Source organism: Neolewinella litorea (assembly GCF_004803465.1).
In the GTDB taxonomy this organism is placed as follows: Bacteria; Bacteroidota; Bacteroidia; order Chitinophagales; family Saprospiraceae; genus Neolewinella; species Neolewinella litorea.
Genome location: NZ_SRSF01000007.1, coordinates 14,016 through 33,198, shown reverse-complemented (window position 1 = coordinate 33,198; position 19,183 = coordinate 14,016). Strand labels below are relative to the sequence as shown.

18 protein-coding genes are annotated in these 19,183 nt (G+C 61.4%); 9 read left to right on the top strand and 9 right to left on the bottom strand.

The genetic code is table 11. The annotated features are described in order from the left end of the window. The first annotated feature begins 10 nt into the window (after positions 1-10). The 6 genes from ligA to E4021_RS13990 all read left to right on the top strand — a co-directional run bounded on the left by ligA (position 11) and on the right by E4021_RS13990 (position 10,611). Positions 11-2,146, top strand: a complete 2,136-nt coding sequence (ligA, locus tag E4021_RS14015; protein ID WP_136460000.1) for an NAD-dependent DNA ligase LigA — start codon at positions 11-13, stop codon at positions 2,144-2,146. Positions 2,147-2,185: 39 nt separating this feature from the next. Continuing rightward, positions 2,186-2,488, top strand: a complete 303-nt coding sequence (trxA, locus tag E4021_RS14010; RefSeq protein ID WP_136459999.1) for a thioredoxin — start codon at positions 2,186-2,188, stop codon at positions 2,486-2,488. A 39-nt stretch (positions 2,489-2,527) separates the two neighbouring features. Continuing rightward, positions 2,528-4,120 (top strand): sodium:solute symporter, encoded by a 1,593-nt coding sequence (locus E4021_RS14005; protein ID WP_136459998.1) that lies wholly within the window; start codon positions 2,528-2,530, stop codon positions 4,118-4,120. A 116-nt stretch (positions 4,121-4,236) separates the two neighbouring features. Then, a complete protein-coding gene (locus E4021_RS14000) occupies positions 4,237-5,244 on the top strand; it encodes a beta-ketoacyl-ACP synthase III (protein WP_136459997.1) in 1,008 nt (335 codons plus the stop codon). 137 nt (positions 5,245-5,381) lie between these two features. Continuing rightward, positions 5,382-6,164, top strand: coding sequence for a hypothetical protein (locus E4021_RS13995; protein ID WP_136459996.1), 783 nt, complete (start codon positions 5,382-5,384; stop codon positions 6,162-6,164). Between the two features lie 388 nt (positions 6,165-6,552). Further along, positions 6,553-10,611, top strand: a complete 4,059-nt coding sequence (locus E4021_RS13990) for a tetratricopeptide repeat protein (RefSeq protein WP_136459995.1) — start codon at positions 6,553-6,555, stop codon at positions 10,609-10,611. Here E4021_RS13990 and E4021_RS13985 read toward each other — a convergent pair. The 4 genes from E4021_RS13985 to hisIE form a co-directional block, all read right to left on the bottom strand. Next, on the bottom strand, positions 10,608-11,432 hold the full coding sequence (locus E4021_RS13985; protein ID WP_136459994.1) for a prohibitin family protein: 825 nt from the start codon (positions 11,430-11,432) through the stop codon (positions 10,608-10,610). The two genes, E4021_RS13990 and E4021_RS13985, sit on opposite strands and share 4 nt — an antisense overlap. Positions 11,433-11,520: 88 nt before the next feature. After that, positions 11,521-12,612 carry an LptF/LptG family permease gene (locus E4021_RS13980; protein WP_136459993.1) on the bottom strand — a complete coding sequence of 364 codons (1,092 nt, stop codon included), beginning with the start codon at positions 12,610-12,612 and terminating at the stop codon, positions 11,521-11,523. A gap of 86 nt (positions 12,613-12,698) precedes the next feature. Further along, positions 12,699-13,145: a GatB/YqeY domain-containing protein gene (locus tag E4021_RS13975; RefSeq protein ID WP_136459992.1), complete on the bottom strand. Its 447-nt coding sequence runs from the start codon at positions 13,143-13,145 to the stop codon at positions 12,699-12,701. Between the two features lie 148 nt (positions 13,146-13,293). After that, entirely contained in the window at positions 13,294-13,905 is a 612-nt protein-coding gene (gene hisIE, locus E4021_RS13970; protein WP_136459991.1) for a bifunctional phosphoribosyl-AMP cyclohydrolase/phosphoribosyl-ATP diphosphatase HisIE, read from the bottom strand. A gap of 32 nt (positions 13,906-13,937) precedes the next feature. Here hisIE and E4021_RS13965 point away from each other — a divergent pair, with 32 nt between their 5' ends. After that, entirely contained in the window at positions 13,938-14,408 is a 471-nt protein-coding gene (locus tag E4021_RS13965) for a hypothetical protein (protein ID WP_136459990.1), read from the top strand. Positions 14,409-14,569: 161 nt separating this feature from the next. On the opposite strand, the gene hisF is transcribed toward E4021_RS13965, so the two are convergent. Next, complete coding sequence (gene hisF / locus E4021_RS13960) at positions 14,570-15,331, bottom strand: imidazole glycerol phosphate synthase subunit HisF (RefSeq protein WP_136459989.1); 762 nt, start codon at positions 15,329-15,331, stop codon at positions 14,570-14,572. A 106-nt stretch (positions 15,332-15,437) separates the two neighbouring features. Here hisF and E4021_RS13955 point away from each other — a divergent pair, with 106 nt between their 5' ends. Continuing rightward, the gene (locus tag E4021_RS13955; protein ID WP_168797610.1) at positions 15,438-16,103 is read left to right on the top strand and encodes a GDSL-type esterase/lipase family protein; all 666 of its coding nucleotides are present in this window, start codon (positions 15,438-15,440) and stop codon (positions 16,101-16,103) included. Positions 16,104-16,294: 191 nt separating this feature from the next. Here E4021_RS13955 and E4021_RS18615 read toward each other — a convergent pair whose 3' ends face one another. The 4 genes from E4021_RS18615 to E4021_RS18610 form a co-directional block, all read right to left on the bottom strand. Next, positions 16,295-16,624, bottom strand: a complete 330-nt coding sequence (locus E4021_RS18615) for a type II toxin-antitoxin system RelE/ParE family toxin (protein ID WP_136459987.1) — start codon at positions 16,622-16,624, stop codon at positions 16,295-16,297. Then, positions 16,618-16,914: a hypothetical protein gene (locus E4021_RS13945; RefSeq protein WP_136459986.1), complete on the bottom strand. Its 297-nt coding sequence runs from the start codon at positions 16,912-16,914 to the stop codon at positions 16,618-16,620. The genes E4021_RS18615 and E4021_RS13945 overlap by 7 nt, the downstream gene beginning before the upstream one ends. A gap of 560 nt (positions 16,915-17,474) precedes the next feature. Then, entirely contained in the window at positions 17,475-17,777 is a 303-nt protein-coding gene (locus tag E4021_RS13940; protein ID WP_168797609.1) for a DUF2442 domain-containing protein, read from the bottom strand. A gap of 74 nt (positions 17,778-17,851) precedes the next feature. Then, the gene (locus E4021_RS18610; RefSeq protein ID WP_136459984.1) at positions 17,852-17,995 is read right to left on the bottom strand and encodes a DUF4160 domain-containing protein; all 144 of its coding nucleotides are present in this window, start codon (positions 17,993-17,995) and stop codon (positions 17,852-17,854) included. Positions 17,996-18,524: 529 nt separating this feature from the next. On the opposite strand from E4021_RS18610, the gene E4021_RS13930 reads away from it, so the two are divergent. After that, positions 18,525-19,163, top strand: a complete 639-nt coding sequence (locus tag E4021_RS13930; protein ID WP_136459983.1) for a LysE family translocator — start codon at positions 18,525-18,527, stop codon at positions 19,161-19,163. The last annotated feature ends 20 nt before the right edge of the window (positions 19,164-19,183 follow it).

Genomic DNA, 19,183 nt, shown 5'->3' with positions numbered 1-19,183 from the left:
CCCACCTTATATGTACGGAAAAGATCAACAGCGGCAGCTATACGCCCGCTCGAAGGAATACCTCGAGGGCCAGCTGCTCCTGCCCGCCGCCGAACAACTGCCCGAACTCCGTGCCCTGCTGCGGTACCACGAGTGGCGCTACTACGTGGAGGACGATCCGGTACTGAGCGACTACGAATACGACCAACTGTACAAGCGCCTGGAGGCCCTGGAAGCGGAGCACCCGGAGCTCGTGACCCCCAACAGCCCCACCCAGCGGGTAGGCAGCGACCTGACGGGCAACTTCGCCAGCGTGCGCCACCTCGTGCCCATGCTGAGCCTGGGCAACAGCTACAACGCCGACGACCTGCTGGAATTCGACCGCCAGGTGAAGCGGATGCTCAATCTGGAAGAGGACACCCCCCTGTCGTACGCCATTGAACCCAAATACGACGGCGGCACCATCGCCCTGGTCTACGAAAACGACCGCCTGGTACGCGCCGCCACCCGCGGCAACGGGGTGTACGGAGAGGAGATTACCCACAACGCGCGCGTGATCCGATCGGTGCCACTCACGGCCGCATTCAGTCGGTTCGGCCTCCACCGCGTGGAGCTGCGGGGGGAGGTCATCATTCGCAAGGACCGTTTCGAAAAGCTGAACGCGCGCCGTGCCGAGGCCGGCCTGACCCTCTTCGCCAATCCGCGCAACACCGCCACGGGGGGCCTGCGCATGAAGTCGCCCGGGGAAGCCGCCGAGCGGCAACTGGAAGCCTTCATCTACAGTTTCGGCTTCGGGACCGACGAGGCCGGCAACGACGCCGTACAGGCCCTGGGTACCCACACGCACGCCTTGGACATCCTTACGGAACTCGGCTTCAAGGTACCCGTGGCCGGCGACGAGCGTACCCGTACCGAAGACATCAACGGCGCGGCGGCCTTCTGCCGCGAGTGGGAGGCCCGCCGGGCCGAATACCCCTACGAGATCGACGGGATGGTGGTCAAGGTGGACGACCTGGCCCTGCAGGAACGGGCCGGCTATACCAGTCACCACCCCCGGTGGGCCATCGCCTACAAATTTGCCGCCCGGCAGGCTACCACCACCCTGCTGAACGTAGAATACCAGGTGGGCAAGATCGGTACCATCACCCCGGTGGCCAAGACCAAGCCCATAGCCCTCGCCGGCGTGATGATCAGCAGCGTGAGCCTGCACAACGAAGACTTCATCCGCGACAAGGACCTCCGCCTCGGCGACCGGGTACTGCTCGAACGGGCCGGCGATGTCATCCCCTACATCGTCAAGCCCCTGGAGGAACTGCGCGACGGCAGCGAAACGCCCATCGTGTGGCCCGTCACCTGCCCCATCAACAACACGGAGGAAGAGGTACCCCTGGTGCGGGAAGCGGGCGAAGCCGCCTGGCGTTGCCCCGTCTGCGTGTGCGGTGCCCAGAACCTGCAGCGGATCATCTTCCACGTTTCCAAGGTAGCCATGGACATCGACGGCATGGGCCGCCGCTACGTGGAGCAATTTTACGAACTGGGCTGGCTGCGTACCATCGTGGACGTGTACCGCCTGCCCTACGACGAGATAGCCCGCCTGGAAGGCTTCGGGGAACGCTCGGCCGAGAATCTGCGGCAAAGCGTTGAGAATGCCAAGCAAAACCCCCTGTGGCGGCTTCTGCACGGCCTGAGCATCCACCACCTGGGCAAGAAAGCCAGCCAGTTGCTCGCCCAGCACGTCGAGCACGTGCTTGACCTGGCCGACTGGTCGGAAGAGCAGTACCTGCACATCAAGGACATAGGTCCTACGGTAGCCAAAAACGTCGCCGCCTACTTCGCTAACCCCATCCACCTGGAACAACTGCGGGAACTGGAAGCCCTCGGCGTCAACGTGCGCCCCACGGAGGCCGACCGGCCGGCGGCCCAGGTGACCGAGGGGCCCTTCGTGGGCAAGTCGATGCTCTTCACCGGCAGCCTGCAGGAAATGAGCCGCAAGGAGGCCCAGGAGAAAGCCAAGGCCGCCGGGGCCCGGATCGTCTCGGCCGTCAGCGGCAAACTCGACGTGCTGGTGGTCGGGGAGAAACCCGGCTCCAAACTCAAGAAAGCCGAAGCCCTGGGTACGGTGCGGATTCTCACGGAAGCGGAGTTCCTGGCCCTGGCCGGCGGGTGAACCGCCCTCCCCGCGGGCGGGTTTAGCATTAATAAAGCCATGGCCCAGACCTCCTTCCAAGACCTCATCAACGGCGACGTGCCCGTGCTGATTGATTTCCACGCCACCTGGTGCGGGCCCTGCCACGCCTATTCCCCCATCCTGAAGCAACTGAAGGAAGATATGGGCGACAAGATGCGGCTGGTCAAGATCGACGTGGACCGCAACCCCGACATCACCCAGAAGCTCGGTGTACAGGCCATGCCCACGACCATGATCTTCCACCGGGGCGAACTCAAGTTCCGGGCCGCCGGCGTACAGAGCCCCCAGACCCTGAAGGACGAACTGCAGAAATTGAATTAATACGGTTCCGGGGGGATTGCATAAATTGCGCGTTCCCCCATGAACGCATCCCTCAGCCCCTACGCCATCATCGGCATCGTTGCCGTTTACTTCGCGGTGCTCGTGCTGGTATCCTTTCTCACCAGCCGTAAGGACAGCAACAACTCCGACTTTTTCCTCGCGGGTCGTAAATCTCCCTGGCCCCTCGTAGCCATCGGCATGGTGGGCTCCAGCCTTTCCGGGGTCACCTTCATCAGTATCCCGGGGGCGGTGGGTGCCGGCGGCGTCAACCAGGCTTTCAGCTATATGCAGGTGGTGCTGGGTTACCTATTGGGCTATCTCGTTATCGCCCTGGTCCTGCTGCCGCTGTACTACCGCATGGGCCTCACCAGCATCTACGAGTACCTGCGCAACCGCATTGGTTGGTACGGCTACAAGATTGGCGCCTTCTACTTTTTGCTTTCGCGCACGATCGGATCGGCCTTCCGGCTCTTTCTCGTGGCGGTAGTGTTTCAGCAGTTCGTGGCCGCGCCTATCGGCATTCCCTTCGCCGTCACGGTGGCCGTGGCCATCCTCCTCATCTGGCTCTACACCTTTCGCGGAGGCATCAAGACCATCATCGTTACCGATACGCTACAGACGGTCTGTATGCTCCTGGCGGCCGGCATTACGGTCTTCTACATCAGCGATGCCCTGGAGACCGACTTCGGGGGTATGGTACGCCTCATCGAGCAGAGTGATTACAACCAGTGGTTCTTCTTCGATGGCGGCTGGAGCGACCCCAACAACTTCTTCAAGCAGTTTCTCAGCGGCGCCCTCATCACCATCGTCATGACCGGCCTCGACCAGGACATGATGCAGAAGAACCTCAGCATGCCCAACTTCCGCGACGCGCAGAAGAACATGCTGGCTTTCAGTCTGGTACTGGTGTTCGCTAACCTGCTCTTCCTGAGTCTGGGGGCCCTCCTTTACATCTACGCGGCTACCGTGGGCCTGTCCGTCCCGCCGACTTCCGACCTGCTGTACCCCACCATCGCCCTGGTTAACCTACCGCCCGTGGTGGGCATCCTGTTCGTCCTGGGCATCGTGGCCGCCGCCTATTCCAGCGCCGACAGTGCCCTGACTGCCCTGACCACCTCCTTCTGCGTGGACTTCCTCGGCATGGAAGAAGACAAGCTTGCGGGCGACGGCGCGCAGGAGCCGGGTACCTACGGGGGCGAAGCCCGCGACGACCAGCAGGACAAGCGCCAACGACTCATGGTCCATTCCGGCTTCTCGGTGCTGCTTTTCCTGGTCATCATGGCTTTCCAGATCATCAACGATACGGCCGTCATCAACAGCCTGTTCAAGGCCGCAGGCTACACCTACGGCCCGCTGTTGGGTCTGTTCTCCTTCGGCCTGCTCACCGACTACCGGGTGCGGGAGACCATCCTGGTGCGGTCGGTACGGATCCCCGCCCTGCTCATTGTCTGTTTGCTTTCGCCCATCATCTCCATGCTGGTCGACTACTTCTCGGCCGAGCTGCTGGGCGGCTTCCAGTTCGGCTTCCTGATCCTGGCGTTCAACGGTTTGCTCACCTTCATTGGGCTCGTGGCCCTGAGCGAATTCGGTGCGCCGACCGAGGATGAGTTCGTCGGCGACGACCTGGCCTGAGCCCCCCCGGCGCCGGCGCCGACACCTTAGCCACCGGCAATCCGCCCGCTTTGTGGGTTGTAGGGCGGCAATGCCCTGCTTACCTTGTGGCCCCTAATCAGTTTAGCCCCCAAACCATGAGTCAACTTCGCGCCGCCATTACGGGAGTACAGGGATACGTTCCCGACTACGTACTTACCAACGATGAACTGGCCTCCATCGTCGACACCAGCGACGAGTGGATAACCTCCCGTACCGGCATCAAGGAGCGGCGGATCCTCAAGGGCGAAGAGATGGGGACTTCAGTCATGGTCACCGAGGCCCTGAAGGGGCTGCTCAAGAAAACCAACACCCATCCCGACGAGGTGGAAGTGGTGATCTGCGCCACGGTCACGGGCGACAGTATCTTCCCCGACACCGCTAACGTGGCGGCCTACAAAGCAGGCATCCTCCACGCCTTCGGGTTCGACGTCAACGCCGCCTGCAGCGGATTCCTCTACGCCCTGACCGTGGGGGCCAAGTTCATCGAGGCCGGGCAGCACAAGAAGGTCATCGTGGTGGGGGCCGACAAGATGTCAAGCATCATCGACTACACCGATCGCACCACCTGCGTGATCTTCGGCGACGGCTGCGGCGCGGTGATGCTGGAACCGGCTTCGGATGGCACGGGCTTTATCGATTACCGTCATTACGGCGACGGCAGCGGGGAGGAATACCTCTACCTCGTGGCCGGCGGCTCGCGCCGCCCGGCGACGGTGGACACCGTCATGTCGCGGGAGCACTTCGTGCGGCAGAACGGCCGGCCCGTCTTCAAGGCTGCCGTCAAGGGCATGTCGGAGGTAGTAGCCGAGGTCATGGAGCGCAACGGCCTGACGACCGAAACCGTCGACTGGCTGGTGCCCCACCAGGCCAATATCCGCATCATCCAGACGGTGAGCAAGATGGTCGATTTTCCCCTTGAGAAGGTCATGGTCAACATCCACAAGTACGGCAACACCACGGCCGGCACGCTGCCCCTCTGCCTCTGGGACTACGAGCCGCAGCTCAAGCGCGGCGACAACCTCATCCTCACCGCCTTCGGCGGCGGCTTCACCTGGGGAGCCCTATACATCAAGTGGGCTTACGACGGCAGCCCCGCTAACTGATACATTGCACCCACCCCGACAGCGATTAGGGGCCTACGGCTAAACAAGCAACCTGCCAGGCAAATTAGGTAGGGGGTATCCGCACATCGCGGACTACCCGGCGTTTTTCAAATACCGTATGTAGCACGGGGCAGTATATGAACAGGGAAGAACTAAAGCGAAGCGGGTTGCTGGACCAGTACGTGCTCGGACTCTTGGAGCCGGAGCGCAACGCCGAGGTCGAGCAGATGATCGCCGAGGATCCCTTCCTGGCTCAGGAAGTCGACCGCCTGCGGGACGACCTGAACGCCTACGCGGATGCCCGCGATATTACCCCCCCGCCCAGTGGGCGCACCCCGCGCACCGCCCAGGAGTTTCAGGATCTCGACCACGAGATGATCACCGCCATGATGGAGCATAACCATACGCTCAACATCTGGCGCTACGTCCTCATTGGCGTATGCCTCCTGCTGATCGGCGTCAGCGGCTTCCTGTTCCGGCTCAAGGAGGAAATTCGCTCCGACCTGGTCACTGAGCGGTCCCTGCACGCGCAGGACGAGGCCAGCTACCGCATGGACCTGGAGAACAACCGCGCGGCCCTCGAAGCCTACGTCAGCAACTGGGACAGTCTCAAGACCGTAAACCGCAGTCTGGATACCGGCAGCGTACAGGTACACCTCCTGCCGTGGGCCGGGGTGATGCTGGTAGACCTCACCAATATGGCCGCCCCCGCCCCCGGCTGGGCCTACTACATTTACCCCGCCTCGGCGCGTTCCGTCACCGGTCCGCCGGAGATCGTCACGGCGCATGAAATCGGAAATCTGCACGCCGTAGAACTGTCGGACAAATTTGACCACCTCAGAATTTATCAATGGGAAACCGGACACGCCGCCAAACCAAAATCCGGCGAAGAGCCCATTACAGTTATTCCGTTACGGTAAAATAAAATCCCCCTATCGTCGGTTTGGAATTCGAGGCGCAATTGTGTTTATTGCGCGGAATGTTCCGGGGGAGCCACCGTGTTTCTCCCAACGGGCACGCTCTCACCCGCTAATTCTGACTTTTCAACCCACAAATGTTGCGTTAATGACGATTCTCTACGTTCTCATGGCCGCCTGTGCACTGGGCGGTGGACTAAGCCTTACTTCTGCTCTGTTGGACGGTTCCCGTCACTTTTAGACTTGCCCTTCTTACCCCCCGGCCCGTACGGTCGGTTCGGGTACCGGATAAGGTTACGAAAGATTACAGCACGGTTGCCCGCTCTGCAGGCAGCCGTTTTATTTTCCCGGCGGGTTACCTTTAGAGCCGTAGCCCCGTACAAAAACATTCGTGCAGCCCCTTATTCCACCCTTTATTCAGCAAAAGCTAGTCGCCGGTGAGTTTCACGGTGAACTGGAAGCTTTTACCCTGAACATCGACCTATCGGGCTTCACCCCCCTCACCGAATCGCTGATGAAGAAGGGGCTCAGCGGGGCCGAAGAGCTTTCGGTGGTGCTCAACGAGGTATTCGAACCCCTCGTATCGCTGGCCTACGCCGCCGGCGGCTTCATCCCCTACTTTGCCGGCGATGCATTCACCGCCATTTTTCCGCTTCCTCTCGACGGCCGCCACGCCATGCACCTCCTGCGTACGGCGGAGGAGGCGCGCCAGCTTTTCCGCGACCGTGGCAACGCCTTCGGCAACCACTACACCATTGGCATCAAAGCGGGCATTGCCGCCGGCACGGTCAGCTACGGCATCGTCGGCAAGGACCTGCGCGCCTTTTACTTCCGGGGGCCGGCCATCGACGCCGCAGCCCAGTGCCAAAGCCAGGCGGGAGAGCACGAAATTTTCATCAACAGCTACGTGGAGTCGCTCATCGAAGGGCGGCTGGTGTACACCGAAGAGATTGACGCGGAAACCTTCCGCGTCCTGGGTGACGTATCCCTGACCTCCGAGGTGGAGGTACCGCCGCTGCAACTCCCCGAGATCGAGACCGAGATCGCCACGGCCTTCCTTCCCCCGGAAGTGGTGCGCTACGACCAGGCCGGGGAGTTCCGCACCGTGGTCTCTTGCTTTCTTTCCTTCGACGCGATACGCACCCACGAGGAACTCGACCAGTTCGCCACCGTGGTCCTGGACCAGGTAAAGGACTTCGGCGGCTACTTCAAGGAGGTGGATTACGGCGACAAAGGTGCCCTGATGGTCATCTTCTTCGGGGCACCGGTTTCCTACGAGAACAACGTGGCGCGGGCCGTGGAATTTGCCGTTACCATCCAGCGGGAGTTGGAGATCCTGTGTAACCACGACCAGCAGAAGTTCCGCTTCCGCATGGGGATGACCGTGGGCACGGCCTTTACCGGTATCGTGGGGGGTAAGGAGCGCGCCCAGTACGCCTGCGTCGGCAACCGCGTAAACCTCGCCGCCCGGATCATGTCGGCCGCCGAATGGCAGGCCGTGCTCGTCGACGAGGAGATCGCCACCACGCCCCAGTTCCGCTTCCTGCCGCGGGGGGCCATCCGCTACAAGGGCATCCAGGATCCGGTACCTACCTATTCATTGGAGGGCCGCCGGCAATCGCTGGGCAAGCCCGAATACGGCGGTGAGCCCATCGGCCGCGACAAGGAGGTAAACCAGCTCATGGAATTCGCCGCCCCCCTGCTGAAGGGCAAGCCGGGCGGCATCGCCTACGTGTTCGGGGAGGCCGGAATCGGCAAGAGCCGCCTGACCCACGAACTGCACTACCGCCTGAACCAGAAACGGCCCTTCAACTGGCTGTTGGGCAGCTGCGACCAGATCCTGCGCAAGCCCTTCAACCCCTTCACCTTCCTCCTGCAGCGCACCTTCCGCCAGAGCATGGATTTGAGTGCCGAACAGAACCTGAGCCGGTTCGAGGCCCGGATCAGCTGGCTGTACATCAACCTGGAACAGCAGGAAGATCCCCGCGCCGAGCGTTTCTCCGCCGAATTGAAACGGACCGAATCGATGCTGGCCGCCCAGCTGGGCATCACCATCCCGAACTCACTCTATACCCGCCTCGACGCCCAGGGCCGCTACCAGAATACCATCGACGCCATCGTGAGCCTGATCGTGGCGGAAGCCCTGATCCAGCCCACCGTCCTGGAACTGGAGGATACACACTGGATCGACCAGGAAAGCCTGGTGGTGGTGCACGAACTGCTGCGGCGCGCCAAGGACCTGCCGTTGCTGATCGTGGCCACGGCGCGCCCCGACGACGACGGTCATTTCCCGCAACTGGTTGACGATGCCCGCCACCTTGAGTCCGATTTACCCACCATGCAGGTGGAAATTTCCGGTCTCCCCGAGTCGGCGGTGCGCAAGTTCGCCGAAGTCACCCTCGGAGGCCCCGTATCGGAAGACACGCTGGAAACCCTGCTGAAGGCCACCAACAGCAACCCCTTCTACCTGGAGCAGATCCTGGAATACTTCCGCGAAAGTGAACTGCTGGAAGAACAGGAGGACGGTCTGCTGCACCTCAGCGACGAGAGCATCAAACTGTCTACCAGCATCACTTCCATCCTCACCGCGCGGATCGACCGGCTCTCGGATATGGTCCGGGAAACCGTAAAGGCGGCGGCGGTGATTGGCCGCGAGTTCGACATTCCGGTCCTGAGCGAAGTGATGCGGTCCGATGAAGGATTCGAGTCTTCCGAGAACCTGATGCAGGACCTGCGGGAGCAGATACGGCTGGCCGAGCGCGGGCAGATCTGGAGCGCTATGAACGAACTGCGCTACATCTTCAAGCACAGCCTGCTGCGGGAAGCCGTATACGGTATGCAGTTGACCACCCGCGTGCAACAGCTGCACCGGCAGATCGCCGCCGCGATCGAAAAGATCTACGCCGATTCGATTGAAGAACGGTACGTCGACCTGGCTTTCCACTACGGACAAAGCGGCGACACCGAAAAGACCATCGAGTACCTCAACAAGGCAGCCAGCTACGCGCGGGCCAACTACCAGAACCAGCAGGCGCTGGAACTCTACGACCGCCTGATCAAAAAGATGAACCAGCAGGCGGACCGCGAGGTGACCGTCAACATCTTCATCAGCCAGGGCAGCGTCTTCGAGATCGTCGGCCGGTGGAAAGACGCCCAGCGGGCGTACGAGGAAGCGAAGCGATTGGCGAAATCGAGCCGCGACGTCATCCTGCTCGGGCGCGCCAACAACTGCCTGGGCCACCTGCATCTGCTCAAGGGCGATTACGAACAGGCCATGGATTACCTGAAGGTGGCCGCCGGACTATTCGAATCCGTCGACGACATCTTCGGCATCGCCAAGGCCTACAGCAACATGGGCAACCTCTTTTTCCGGACCAACCACTACGACCGGGCCCTGACCTACTTCAAGCGGTCGCTCGAAAGCGGATTGAGCCAGGCCGGCACCACCACCTCGGCCAGCACCATCAGCCACCTCGGGCTCACCTACATGAACCTGGGGCAATACGAAGAGGCCATCCGGGTGATCGAGGAACAGATACCCCTCCACGAGGAAAGCCGCGACAGTATGGGGCTAGCTACCCTGCACACCAACCTCGGCATCGTCTACTTTGACAGCGGCGACTACCAGCGCTCCCTGGAGCACCACCACAAAGGGCTGGCCCTGGCCCGGGAACTCGGCAACCGGCGCCTGCAGGCCATTGGGCTCGGAAGCCTCGGCAGCATCAACGAACGACAGGGCAACTACGAGGCCGCGCTGGAACTCTTCGAACAGGACCTAAAAATCTGCTACGAACTGGGCGACCGCCAGGGTATCGCCGTGACGGAAGGCCTGCTCGGCGACATCAACAGCGTGATGGGCAACTTCACCAAGGCCATCAGCCACCTGGACCGCTGCCTGTCGATCAGCAGCGACCTCGGTTACCGCAAGGGCGTAGCCAAGGCCGTGAATACCCTGGGCGACATCTACTACCTGCAGGCCGACTACAGCCTGGCCCTCAAGTACTACGACCAGGCCATCGAGATCGCCCGCAGCACCACGAACCGGCTCGTACTGGGTGCCAGTCTGTACGAAAAGGGACAGGTATTACTGGCCGACGGAAAGATCGACGAACTCCGGGAAGTGGAACAGGAAGCCCTGGAACTGGCCGAAGACCTCGGCAACCCGGACGTACTCTTCGGGGCCCGACTGCTGCACGCCCGCTGCCTGGTGGCTTACGACCCCGACAACGCGGCCGAGGCCCGGGAAATCCTGGAAGACCTCATCACCAGCGATACCCTCACCACGGAACAACTGGCCGAAGCCAATCTGGTCGCCTACGAACTGAGCGGCAAACAGGACGAGCAGTCCCGCAGCATGGCCCTGGAACTGTACCGCAAACTATACGCCGAAACGCCCAAGTTCATCTATAACTACCATCTACAGGAGCTGGAAGCCGCAACTTCCAGTTAGTTGCTGCCGCCACCGAGGATGAGGGGCAGACCGTCACTACCGGGGCTGCCGACCACCACTATCTTGCTGTTAGGGGATTTGGCCAGCTCCAGGGTGGCTTCGATGCCTTTGTCGCGCAGGATGTTGTCGGAAAGGCTGGCGGCCAGGATGCGGTTGGCATCGGCCTTCGCCTGAGCCTCAATCAGGCGCCGCTCGGCCTCCTGCTTTTCGCGCGTCAGGATATACTCGTACTTCAGGGAGCCCTGTTCGGCCTCGAGCTTTTCCTCGATGGCCATCCGCACCTTGTCAGGCAGTTCAATATCGCGGATCAGGATCGCGCGCAGGTCGATGTAGTTGTTGGCCAGGGTATTCGTCAGCTCCTCGGTGATAAGCGTCTGCACCTCATCGCGCTTGGTGGAGTAGAGCTCCTCGGGGGTGAACTTGCCGATCACCTGCCGGACACTCGACCGGACCTCCGGGCGGATCAGGCGCTCCATGTACTCGGGACCGAAGGTTTCGTGCAGGGAAGGAACATCGGCGTAATTGGGCCGGATCCGTGCCGTGACGTCGACCCTGATGTTAAGGCCGTTGCTGGACAGTACCTCCATGGCTTCCTCCAGCTGGGCTTCCCGTACTTCGTAAACGTACATCGTATTCCAGGGTGCCACGACGTGGAAGCCGGGGGAGTAGGTCTGCTGCTTGTCCAGTCCGCTGAAACGACGGAAGAGCACGCCGCGCTCCCCGGACTCGATCGTCACGAAGGTGGCGCTGCTCACCATGATGAGCACGATGAAGAGGAAGAAACCGAGGATGCCCCAGGTCATTAATTTTTTCTGATCCATTTGTATTGATTTTCCGCTTGGAAGGGAAAGATGCCCCGAAAGACAACAATACCTAGCCGTAATTAGATGAACGCCCGCCCGCCCACGATCAGCGCTGGGCGTTGGCCACGAAATACAGGGCCGCCCCGAAGAAGATGATGTTCGGCATCCACATGCCCAGGAAGACCGGCAGGTCGGTGCCCGAGCTGATCGTGGAGGCGAAGCGACTGAGGAAGACGAACAGGGCCCCCATGAAGATGCCAACGGCCAGCTGAAGGCCCATCCCGCCCCTCACCTTACGGCCGGCCACCGACAGCCCGATCAGGGTCAGTATGAAGATGGTAAAGGGTTCGGCCGTACGGCGGGCCAGCTCCACTTCGTACTTGCGGATGTTGCCGGCGCCGCGCTCGCGCTGCTTGCGCAGGTGCTCGAGCAACTCGGGCGTGGTGAGGGCCGACTGCTGCTCGCGGTAGTCGACGAAGTCCTCGGGGCGGAGGTTCAGCACGGTGTCCAGCGTAAGGCGGTTGCCCACTTCCAGGGTTTCGTGGAGGCCGTCAAAGGTGCGGATCTCGTAGTTGTCAAGGCGCCATTTACCAGGGTCGCCGTCGACGAACTTGGCCGAGCGGGCCTTGGTGAGGCTCACCAGCTCATTGTCCACGATGTGCTCGATGCGGAAGTTGCGGGCCGCACTGTCGCGCTTGCTGAAGTGCGTCATGTAGACCTTCGTATCCGGGGCCACGAAGAAGTGGACGTTGCTGGTCTTGCCCTCGTCGCGGTTGCGGCTGAAGTACACCCGATCGATTTCGGCCCGGTGGCTGTTGGCCAGGGGTATGATGTAGTGGACGCCCGCCAGGTAGACCAGGGCCAGGAAGCCGGCCGAGATCAGGTAGGGCCGCATGAGCCGCCAGAAGCTGACCCCCGCATTGAGGATGCTGATGATCTCCGAGTTGTCGGCCATCCGCCCGGTGAAGAAGATGACGGCGATCAGCGTCAGCATAGGCCAGAGGAAGCCCAGAATGAACACCAGGAAGGTGGGAAAATACTCGAAGGCGATGACGGAAGTGGGGATGTCCGTCTCGATGAACCGTTCGATTTTTTCGCTGAAGTCGATGATCAAACTGACCATCGAGAAGATGAGCACCGTAAAGAAGAAGGTGCGCATGAACTTGCCGATGATGTACCAATCCAGTTTCTTCAACATAGCAAAGACGCCACGCGCCGGGGGGAGCGTGGCTCCGAACGATTAGGGGGCAACCGGGGGGGGCGGTTACCCGGAAAAAGACACGATCAGGCCAGCAGGCGTTTGACCGTCGCGGCAATTTGTTTGCCGTCGGCACGACCCGCCACGCGGGCGTTCGCGGCACCCATCACCTTGCCCATGTCGCGCATGGACGTAGCGCCGGTCTCGGCGATCACTTCCTTAACGATGGCCTCCAGTTTTTCGTCTGACAGCTGCTCGGGCAGGTAGCGGCTGATCACCTCGATCTCCTCCCGCTCGGGCTGGGCCAGGTCTTCGCGGCCCTGCTTCTCGTAGATTTCCAGGCTTTCCTGCCGGCTCTTGACCAGCTTCTGGAGCAGGGCGATCTCGCCGGCCTCGTCGAGGGTCTCGCCGCTCCCGTCGGTCTGCTGCAGCAGGATGGCGTTCTTGATGGCCCGGATGCCGCGCAGGGCGGCCTGGTCCTTGGCGCGCATGGCGTCTTTGAGGTCGGGGGTGATGCGGTCTTGTAGGGTCATGGGTAAAGGAGTGAATGGGTGAATTGGTGAAGGAGTGAATGGGCTTGACAGTTTTCCCTCGCTTCGCTCGGGGGTTAAGGCAGGCAAAGGGTAAACGCCACCGGGCCCGGCTGTGGTTGTGCTTGCCCGGGCACCCGCGCTCCGCCGGCTAGCGGTGTCGCTGGCGGAGCACCTGGCGGACCTCCTCGAGGGTGTAGCCCTTGGCGGCCAGCAGCACGAGGTAGTGGTACATCAGGTCGGCGGCTTCGCCCAGGAAAAGGTCCTTGTTGTCGTCTTTGGCTTCGATGACGAGCTCCACGGCTTCCTCCCCTACCTTTTGGGCCACCTTGTTGATGCCGCGCTGGAGGAGTGAGGTGGTGTAGCTGCTTTCGCTGGGGTGGTCGCGGCGGTCCTGGATGGTGCGTTCGAGGTGGTCGAGGAATTCCCCTTCGTTGGGCTGGTCCCAGCAGGTATCGGCGCCGGTGTGGCAGGTGGGGCCGGCGGGTTGGGCCTGGATGAGGAGGGAATCGCGGTCGCAATCGGCGTCGACGCGCACCAGGGTGAGTACGTTGCCGGAGCTTTCCCCCTTCGTCCAGAGGCGCTGCTTGCTGCGGCTGAAGAAGGTGACCTGCCCCGTTTCCAGGGTTTTGGCCAGGGCCTCGGCGTTCATGTAGCCCTGCATCAGGACTACCCGGGTGGCGCTGTCCTGCACGATGGCGGGCAGCAGGCCGCCGTCCTTGGCGAAGTCAAGTTCCCGGAGGTTGGAAGGGCTTACTTGCATTGGCTTTATATTGAGATAAACTAACCCGCTGAATGATGATTGAAAACAGTACCCCCCTCGACGGTAATTACGGGCGCACGCCGGAGCTTCAGCCGGAAGGAGCCGCAAACCTACGGAAAGCCGGCAAGTGGGGCCGCTTTCTGGGCATTCTCAGTATGGTGGGCATCGGCTTTTTCCTGGTGGTGATGGTTTTGTTCGGCGGCACCTTCATGGCGGTTTCCGGACTGGGCGCGGCCACGGGCGGCGGTGGCTTCATGACGGGCGTGCTGGTCATCTACGCCCTGGTCTTCCTGTTTTTGTTCTACCTGTCGTACCTCCTCTACCAGTTCGGGTCGGAGGCGGTGGCTGCGGTGGACAACGGTAGCCCCCAGTCGGTGACGCAAGCCTTCGGGGCCCTGGCGCGGCTGTTCAAACTGTACGGCATCCTGGCGATCATCTACCTGGGCTTCACGGCCCTTGCTTTTCTGTCGATGCTGGCGACCGGCGCGGGCGCTTTACTATAAGAGCTTGTTTGGGCTTTACCATTCGACCTGCAAACAGTCCCTTTTCGCCTGTCCTTCGTTGCTGAAAATGGCTTCGTAGCCCCGCTACGATCCACTTTCAGCGCCTCGGCCATCCAAAAAGTGACTCGCTTTCGGTCAGAAAAGCAAAACCCAAACAAGCTCTAGCTCACAGGCCGCACGGGCACCCCTTCGGCCGTGAGGTATTGCTTCAGGTCGGCGATCTCCACCTCCCCGAAGTGGAAGATGCTGGCGGCCAGTCCGGCGTCGGCCTTGCCGGCCTTAAACACGTCGGCGAAGTGTTCCTTGTTCCCCGCCCCGCCGCTGGCGATGATGGGGATGCTCAGGCGGTCGCTCATCTGGGCCAGGGCCGCATTGGCGAATCCGGCCTTGGTGCCGTCGTGGTCCATGCTGGTGAAGAGGATCTCGCCGGCACCCCGTTCCTGGGCTTCGTGTACCCAGTCGAAGAGCTTGTGCTCCGTTTTTATGCGCCCGCCGTTGAGGTGGACGTACCAGTCTCCGTCGACCAGCTTGGCATCCACCGCCAGCACGACGAACTGCTTGCCGAAGGCGTAGGCCAGCTCGTCGATGAGTTCCGGCCGGCGCACGGCGGCGGAGTTGATGCTCACCTTGTCGGCCCCGGCGTCGAGCAGCACGTCCACGTCGGCCAGGGCCTTGATGCCGCCGCCGATGGTGAAGGGGATATTGAGGTGGCGGGCAATGTCGCGGGCAAGGTCGGCCAGGGTCTTGCGGCGCTCGTGGGTGGCGGTGATGTCCAGGAACACCAGCTCGTCGGCCCCGGCCTGGCTGTACTTGGCGCCGAGCTCCACGGGGTCGCCGGCGTCGCGCAGGTTAACGAAATTGACGCCTTTGACGGTGCGGCCGTCCTTGATGTCGAGGCAGGGGATGATGCGTTTGGCGAGCAAAGCGGAGGGGTTTAGGAGCAGGGAACGTCCCGCGGGGGGGAAGGGTTGTTCGCATGGGGGCGCGGCCGCGGGTTCCGTATCTTTCCGTCGATCCAATATGCCCCCGATGCGCCTGACCGTACTTCTGCTCCTGATCACGACCGCCCTCTACGCCCAGTCGGCCCCCGACCCCACCCGTTTCGCCGCCGAGATCGAGGCCTTCGCCACGGCCGACGCCGTGCAGCCCATAGCCCCGGGGGTCATCCTCTTCGTGGGCAGCTCTTCGGTGCGCATGTGGCACAGCCTGCAGGAGGACCTGGAGGGGCACCGGGTGCTTAACCGCGGTTTCGGCGGCAGCCAGTTCGCCGACCTCATCCACTACGCCGACCGGCTGATCTACCCCTACCGGCCCCGGGCGGTGTTCGTCTACGAGGGCGACAACGACATCGCAGCCGGCGATTCGGCGCGGGACGTGCTCCGCTCCGCCAAGAAACTGCGAAAGATGATCGCCAAAAACCTCAGCAAGGACACCCCCGTGGTCTTCATCTCCCCGAAGCCGAGCGTGGCCCGCTGGGAACTGCACCGGGAGTACGAGAAAGCCAACGACCTGCTGGAAGCCTACGCCGAAAAGCAGAAGCACACCTACTTCGTCGACGTCTGGACGCCCGCCCTGCTGCCCGACGGCACCGTACGCAAGGACATCTTCCTGGCCGACAATCTCCACATGACGGCCGCGGGCTACGACATCTGGGAGGCCGCCATCGAGCCGGTGGTGGAGTTGCTGGACCGGTAGGGGCGATTTGGTGGGGGGACGCTCCGAAGTCTGAGAGGTTGGCCGTGGTGCTTTGGGGTGTCTTCACTCACTTCCACACGGCGTGTGAAAGCGCTGGCCGGTTCCTGTTGATAACGGCGGGCCGAAGGCCCGACGGCCCGGCTGCTCCGTGCACCTCCGTGGTTTCCTTTAGTGTGGTACAGAGGTGGGCCTTATTCAAGGTCTCCCAATACTGTCTCTGGATCCTCGGCGTCGTGGCGGATCGTGAGGATGCGGACCAACATCTGTGATGGAATAACCTCAAAGATGATCTTGTAGGACCATACGCTTGTGTATCGGACCTCGCTTTCCAGTGGTTCCGAACCAGGATAGATCGGCCGGCTACTCGGTAGCTTTTCCAGCTTCTGTGCCTCTTCCCGTATACCATTAAGGACCTTGGTAGCAACCGCCGGGGAGGCGCTGCGCCGAGTGTAATCATAGATTTCTTTCAGGCGATCGCGAAACTTGCGGGAGAAGCTGACGCGGAAGGGTTGCCCTACCATTTATCCATCTCTTTGTCCAACGCTTCGGAGTTCAGGAATTCTCCCGACTCGAACTGCCCCTGGGCTTCCTTCAGGTCGGCCAACGACTCTTTCAAGTTCATGCGCTTACGCATCGACGGGGGCGCTGGCACCGCATGAATTTCACCCGCATTCCGTTCGTCGCCTTCTACCACCTCTGGCTGGTAGTTCCGGAACAGGCTCTCGGTTACCTCGGCCAGTACGGCCAGTAGCTTCTCATCGGCCTGCTCGATACGCAGGTGCAGCAGGTCTTTGGTAGCGGTAGCGTCCATGATGGTCGGGTTGAAATGACGATGAGTGGGTTCCCTAAAGATAACGGTTGTGTGTTTTGATGAGTTGTACGGCCCATTCGGAGGGCGTCGTCACCATGTCCGAAGAGCAGCGACAGCAGATTCCCTACCACATCAACGCTTTCATTTCCAAGGTCAAATTCAGGGTTTGGCCGATTAGGGTAATTCCGAATAGCAAAGGCCGGGTTGGGCGCGTGCCTCCTCCGTGCCTCGGTGGTTGGCTCCGACGTGGTGCTGTGGTTGGGGGGGACGCTCAGAGGTCCTGGAGGTTAGGTGTAGTGCTTTAGGGGTGTTTAACCCGCTTCCACATGGCGTGTGGAGGCACCGGCCGGCTCAAGGTGAATACGGTGGGCCACAGGCCCGACGGCCCGTTGGGTGTCACGGTGGTTTGTTCCGGCGGGGCGCGGTGCATCAAGCCAAGCCAAACATTAGCGCTTACCGGTTCTTAGCCCATACCATCTGGGCGAGATACCTCTTACCAACAACGGCAGCGGTTTTTGTGGTTTGGAAACCCCATATGTCGGCCTGCATCTGATTTCAGATTACACCGCCATGGCCTGCATGGAGAACTCCGCTTTCAGCAGTCCCTTCAGACTCAAGTCCTCATCCACGTCCGGCCAGTGTACGCCCACGCCGCCCGCGATTAGGTGGTAATTATCCAGTACCGTCTGATTCGCATCTCTCAGCCGGGCCAAGGTGTCGATCTTACGACGTAGGACTTTTCCGTTGTTGAGTACGAACAACAGCAGGTTAAGCTCCTGATAAGCGTGAACGCCGAGGATCCGCAAACCCTGCTCGAAAATTATTTGCTCCAGGGTGTCGTACTTATTTTTGGAAGAAGTCACCAACCGTCTTTTAGCAGGGCCTCGTTTTCCGCGATGATCGCCAGGATCTCCCGCTGTTCGCGGGCCTTGTAGTTTTAAAAATACTGCGCTTGCACCGAAGGTTCGAGCCAAACCTTGGCGTAGCCATTGCCGCGACTGATGTGAACGTGGGCCGGCTCGCCCCCATCTGAGGCGTAAAAATGGAAGCGATAGCCACGCTCATGTAACACCGTAGGCATTGGTGATAAATTGGAGGCCAGCGGATAAGTTAGCCCATAAAGGGTAGAAGCGCAGTTCGGTGCGCTAACCGCAGATCGGACGCTCTGGTGAGCCACTCCCCGCTACCGCTCCTCCCGAACGTAGTTATAGCCGTAGCTTTTACAGAGTCATCCGTCAATTCTTGTCACGTTGAACTGCGTTGGCGATGTCTATTGGGCAGTCGAATCCAAGTCTTAGAGCTTTGCCGCGGGTTGGGGAGGATACGACGGGCCACAGGCCCGACGGCCCGGCTCGGACGTGGCGCGGTGGTTAGGGCGACGCTCCGAGGTCCTGGAGGATGACCGTAGAGCTTTGGGGGTGTTTAACCCGCTTCCACACGGCGTGTGGAGGCACCGGCCGGCTCACGGTGGATACGGCGGGCCACAGGCCCGACGGCACGGCTCAGACGGGGCGCGGTGGTTTGTAGGGGACAAACCGTGTATCTCCCGGCGGACCCACCAACCAAATCGGCCGCGGGCAGTTTGGTAGCCAAACCGAACTTCGCCGCTTTTGGAATACCTGACTGCTTTATTACTGGGCTTTGCCTCCCCCGTCGGGGCGGTACTGCTGCCGGGCATGCTCAATATGTCGGTGGCCACCTGCAGCCTGGAGGCGGGCCGTTGGGCTGGGGTGCGCTTCGCTGCGGGCATCACTACCGTATTCACCGTGCAGGCGGCCATTGCCCTCATTGGGGCCAACTATCTGCGGCAGAACCCCGACATCATCGAGTTGCTGAGTTGGTGGGCCATCCCGGTGCTGGTCTTCCTGGCCGCCTATTTTTTCTTTAAGTGGTACCGCGAGCAGCACAGCGAAAAGAGCATCGAGGAGCAGCGGGAGGAGAGCCATGTGGACAGCCCCTACGCCGAGGGGGTCAGCGTTGCCCTGGTCAATTTCCTGGCCATTCCCTACTACTTCGCGATCGGCAGCTGGCTGATGTCTGACGGAATCCTGGACCCCGCCGTCTGGTCCAAAACCGCCTTCGTGCTGGGCGCGGGCGCGGGTGCCATGGCCATGCTGTCCGGCTATGCCTGGGGGGCCAGGTGGATCGATGCTCACGCCCACTACGTGACCCGCCACTTCCACCTCATCGTGGGGTCGGTATTCGTGCTGCTGGCGGGCATCCAGGCCTTCCGGATGCTTGGCGATTGACCGCCGGATCCGGCACCCGC

Excerpts from the sequence above, each read along its gene's own strand:
- ligA (WP_136460000.1), top strand. The coding sequence starts at position 11 with ATGTACGGAAAAGATCAACAGCGGCAGCTATACGCCCGCTCGAAGGAA.
- trxA (WP_136459999.1), top strand. The coding sequence starts at position 2,186 with ATGGCCCAGACCTCCTTCCAAGACCTCATCAACGGCGACGTGCCCGTG.
- E4021_RS14005 (WP_136459998.1), top strand. The coding sequence starts at position 2,528 with ATGAACGCATCCCTCAGCCCCTACGCCATCATCGGCATCGTTGCCGTT.
- E4021_RS14000 (WP_136459997.1), top strand. The coding sequence starts at position 4,237 with ATGAGTCAACTTCGCGCCGCCATTACGGGAGTACAGGGATACGTTCCC.
- E4021_RS13995 (WP_136459996.1), top strand. The coding sequence starts at position 5,382 with ATGAACAGGGAAGAACTAAAGCGAAGCGGGTTGCTGGACCAGTACGTG.
- E4021_RS13985 (WP_136459994.1), bottom strand. The coding sequence starts at position 11,432 with ATGGATCAGAAAAAATTAATGACCTGGGGCATCCTCGGTTTCTTCCTC.
- E4021_RS13980 (WP_136459993.1), bottom strand. The coding sequence starts at position 12,612 with ATGTTGAAGAAACTGGATTGGTACATCATCGGCAAGTTCATGCGCACC.
- E4021_RS13975 (WP_136459992.1), bottom strand. The coding sequence starts at position 13,145 with ATGACCCTACAAGACCGCATCACCCCCGACCTCAAAGACGCCATGCGC.
- hisIE (WP_136459991.1), bottom strand. The coding sequence starts at position 13,905 with ATGCAAGTAAGCCCTTCCAACCTCCGGGAACTTGACTTCGCCAAGGAC.
- E4021_RS13965 (WP_136459990.1), top strand. The coding sequence starts at position 13,938 with ATGATGATTGAAAACAGTACCCCCCTCGACGGTAATTACGGGCGCACG.
- E4021_RS13955 (WP_168797610.1), top strand. The coding sequence starts at position 15,438 with ATGCGCCTGACCGTACTTCTGCTCCTGATCACGACCGCCCTCTACGCC.
- E4021_RS18615 (WP_136459987.1), bottom strand. The coding sequence starts at position 16,624 with ATGGTAGGGCAACCCTTCCGCGTCAGCTTCTCCCGCAAGTTTCGCGAT.
- E4021_RS13945 (WP_136459986.1), bottom strand. The coding sequence starts at position 16,914 with ATGGACGCTACCGCTACCAAAGACCTGCTGCACCTGCGTATCGAGCAG.
- E4021_RS18610 (WP_136459984.1), bottom strand. The coding sequence starts at position 17,995 with ATGCCTACGGTGTTACATGAGCGTGGCTATCGCTTCCATTTTTACGCC.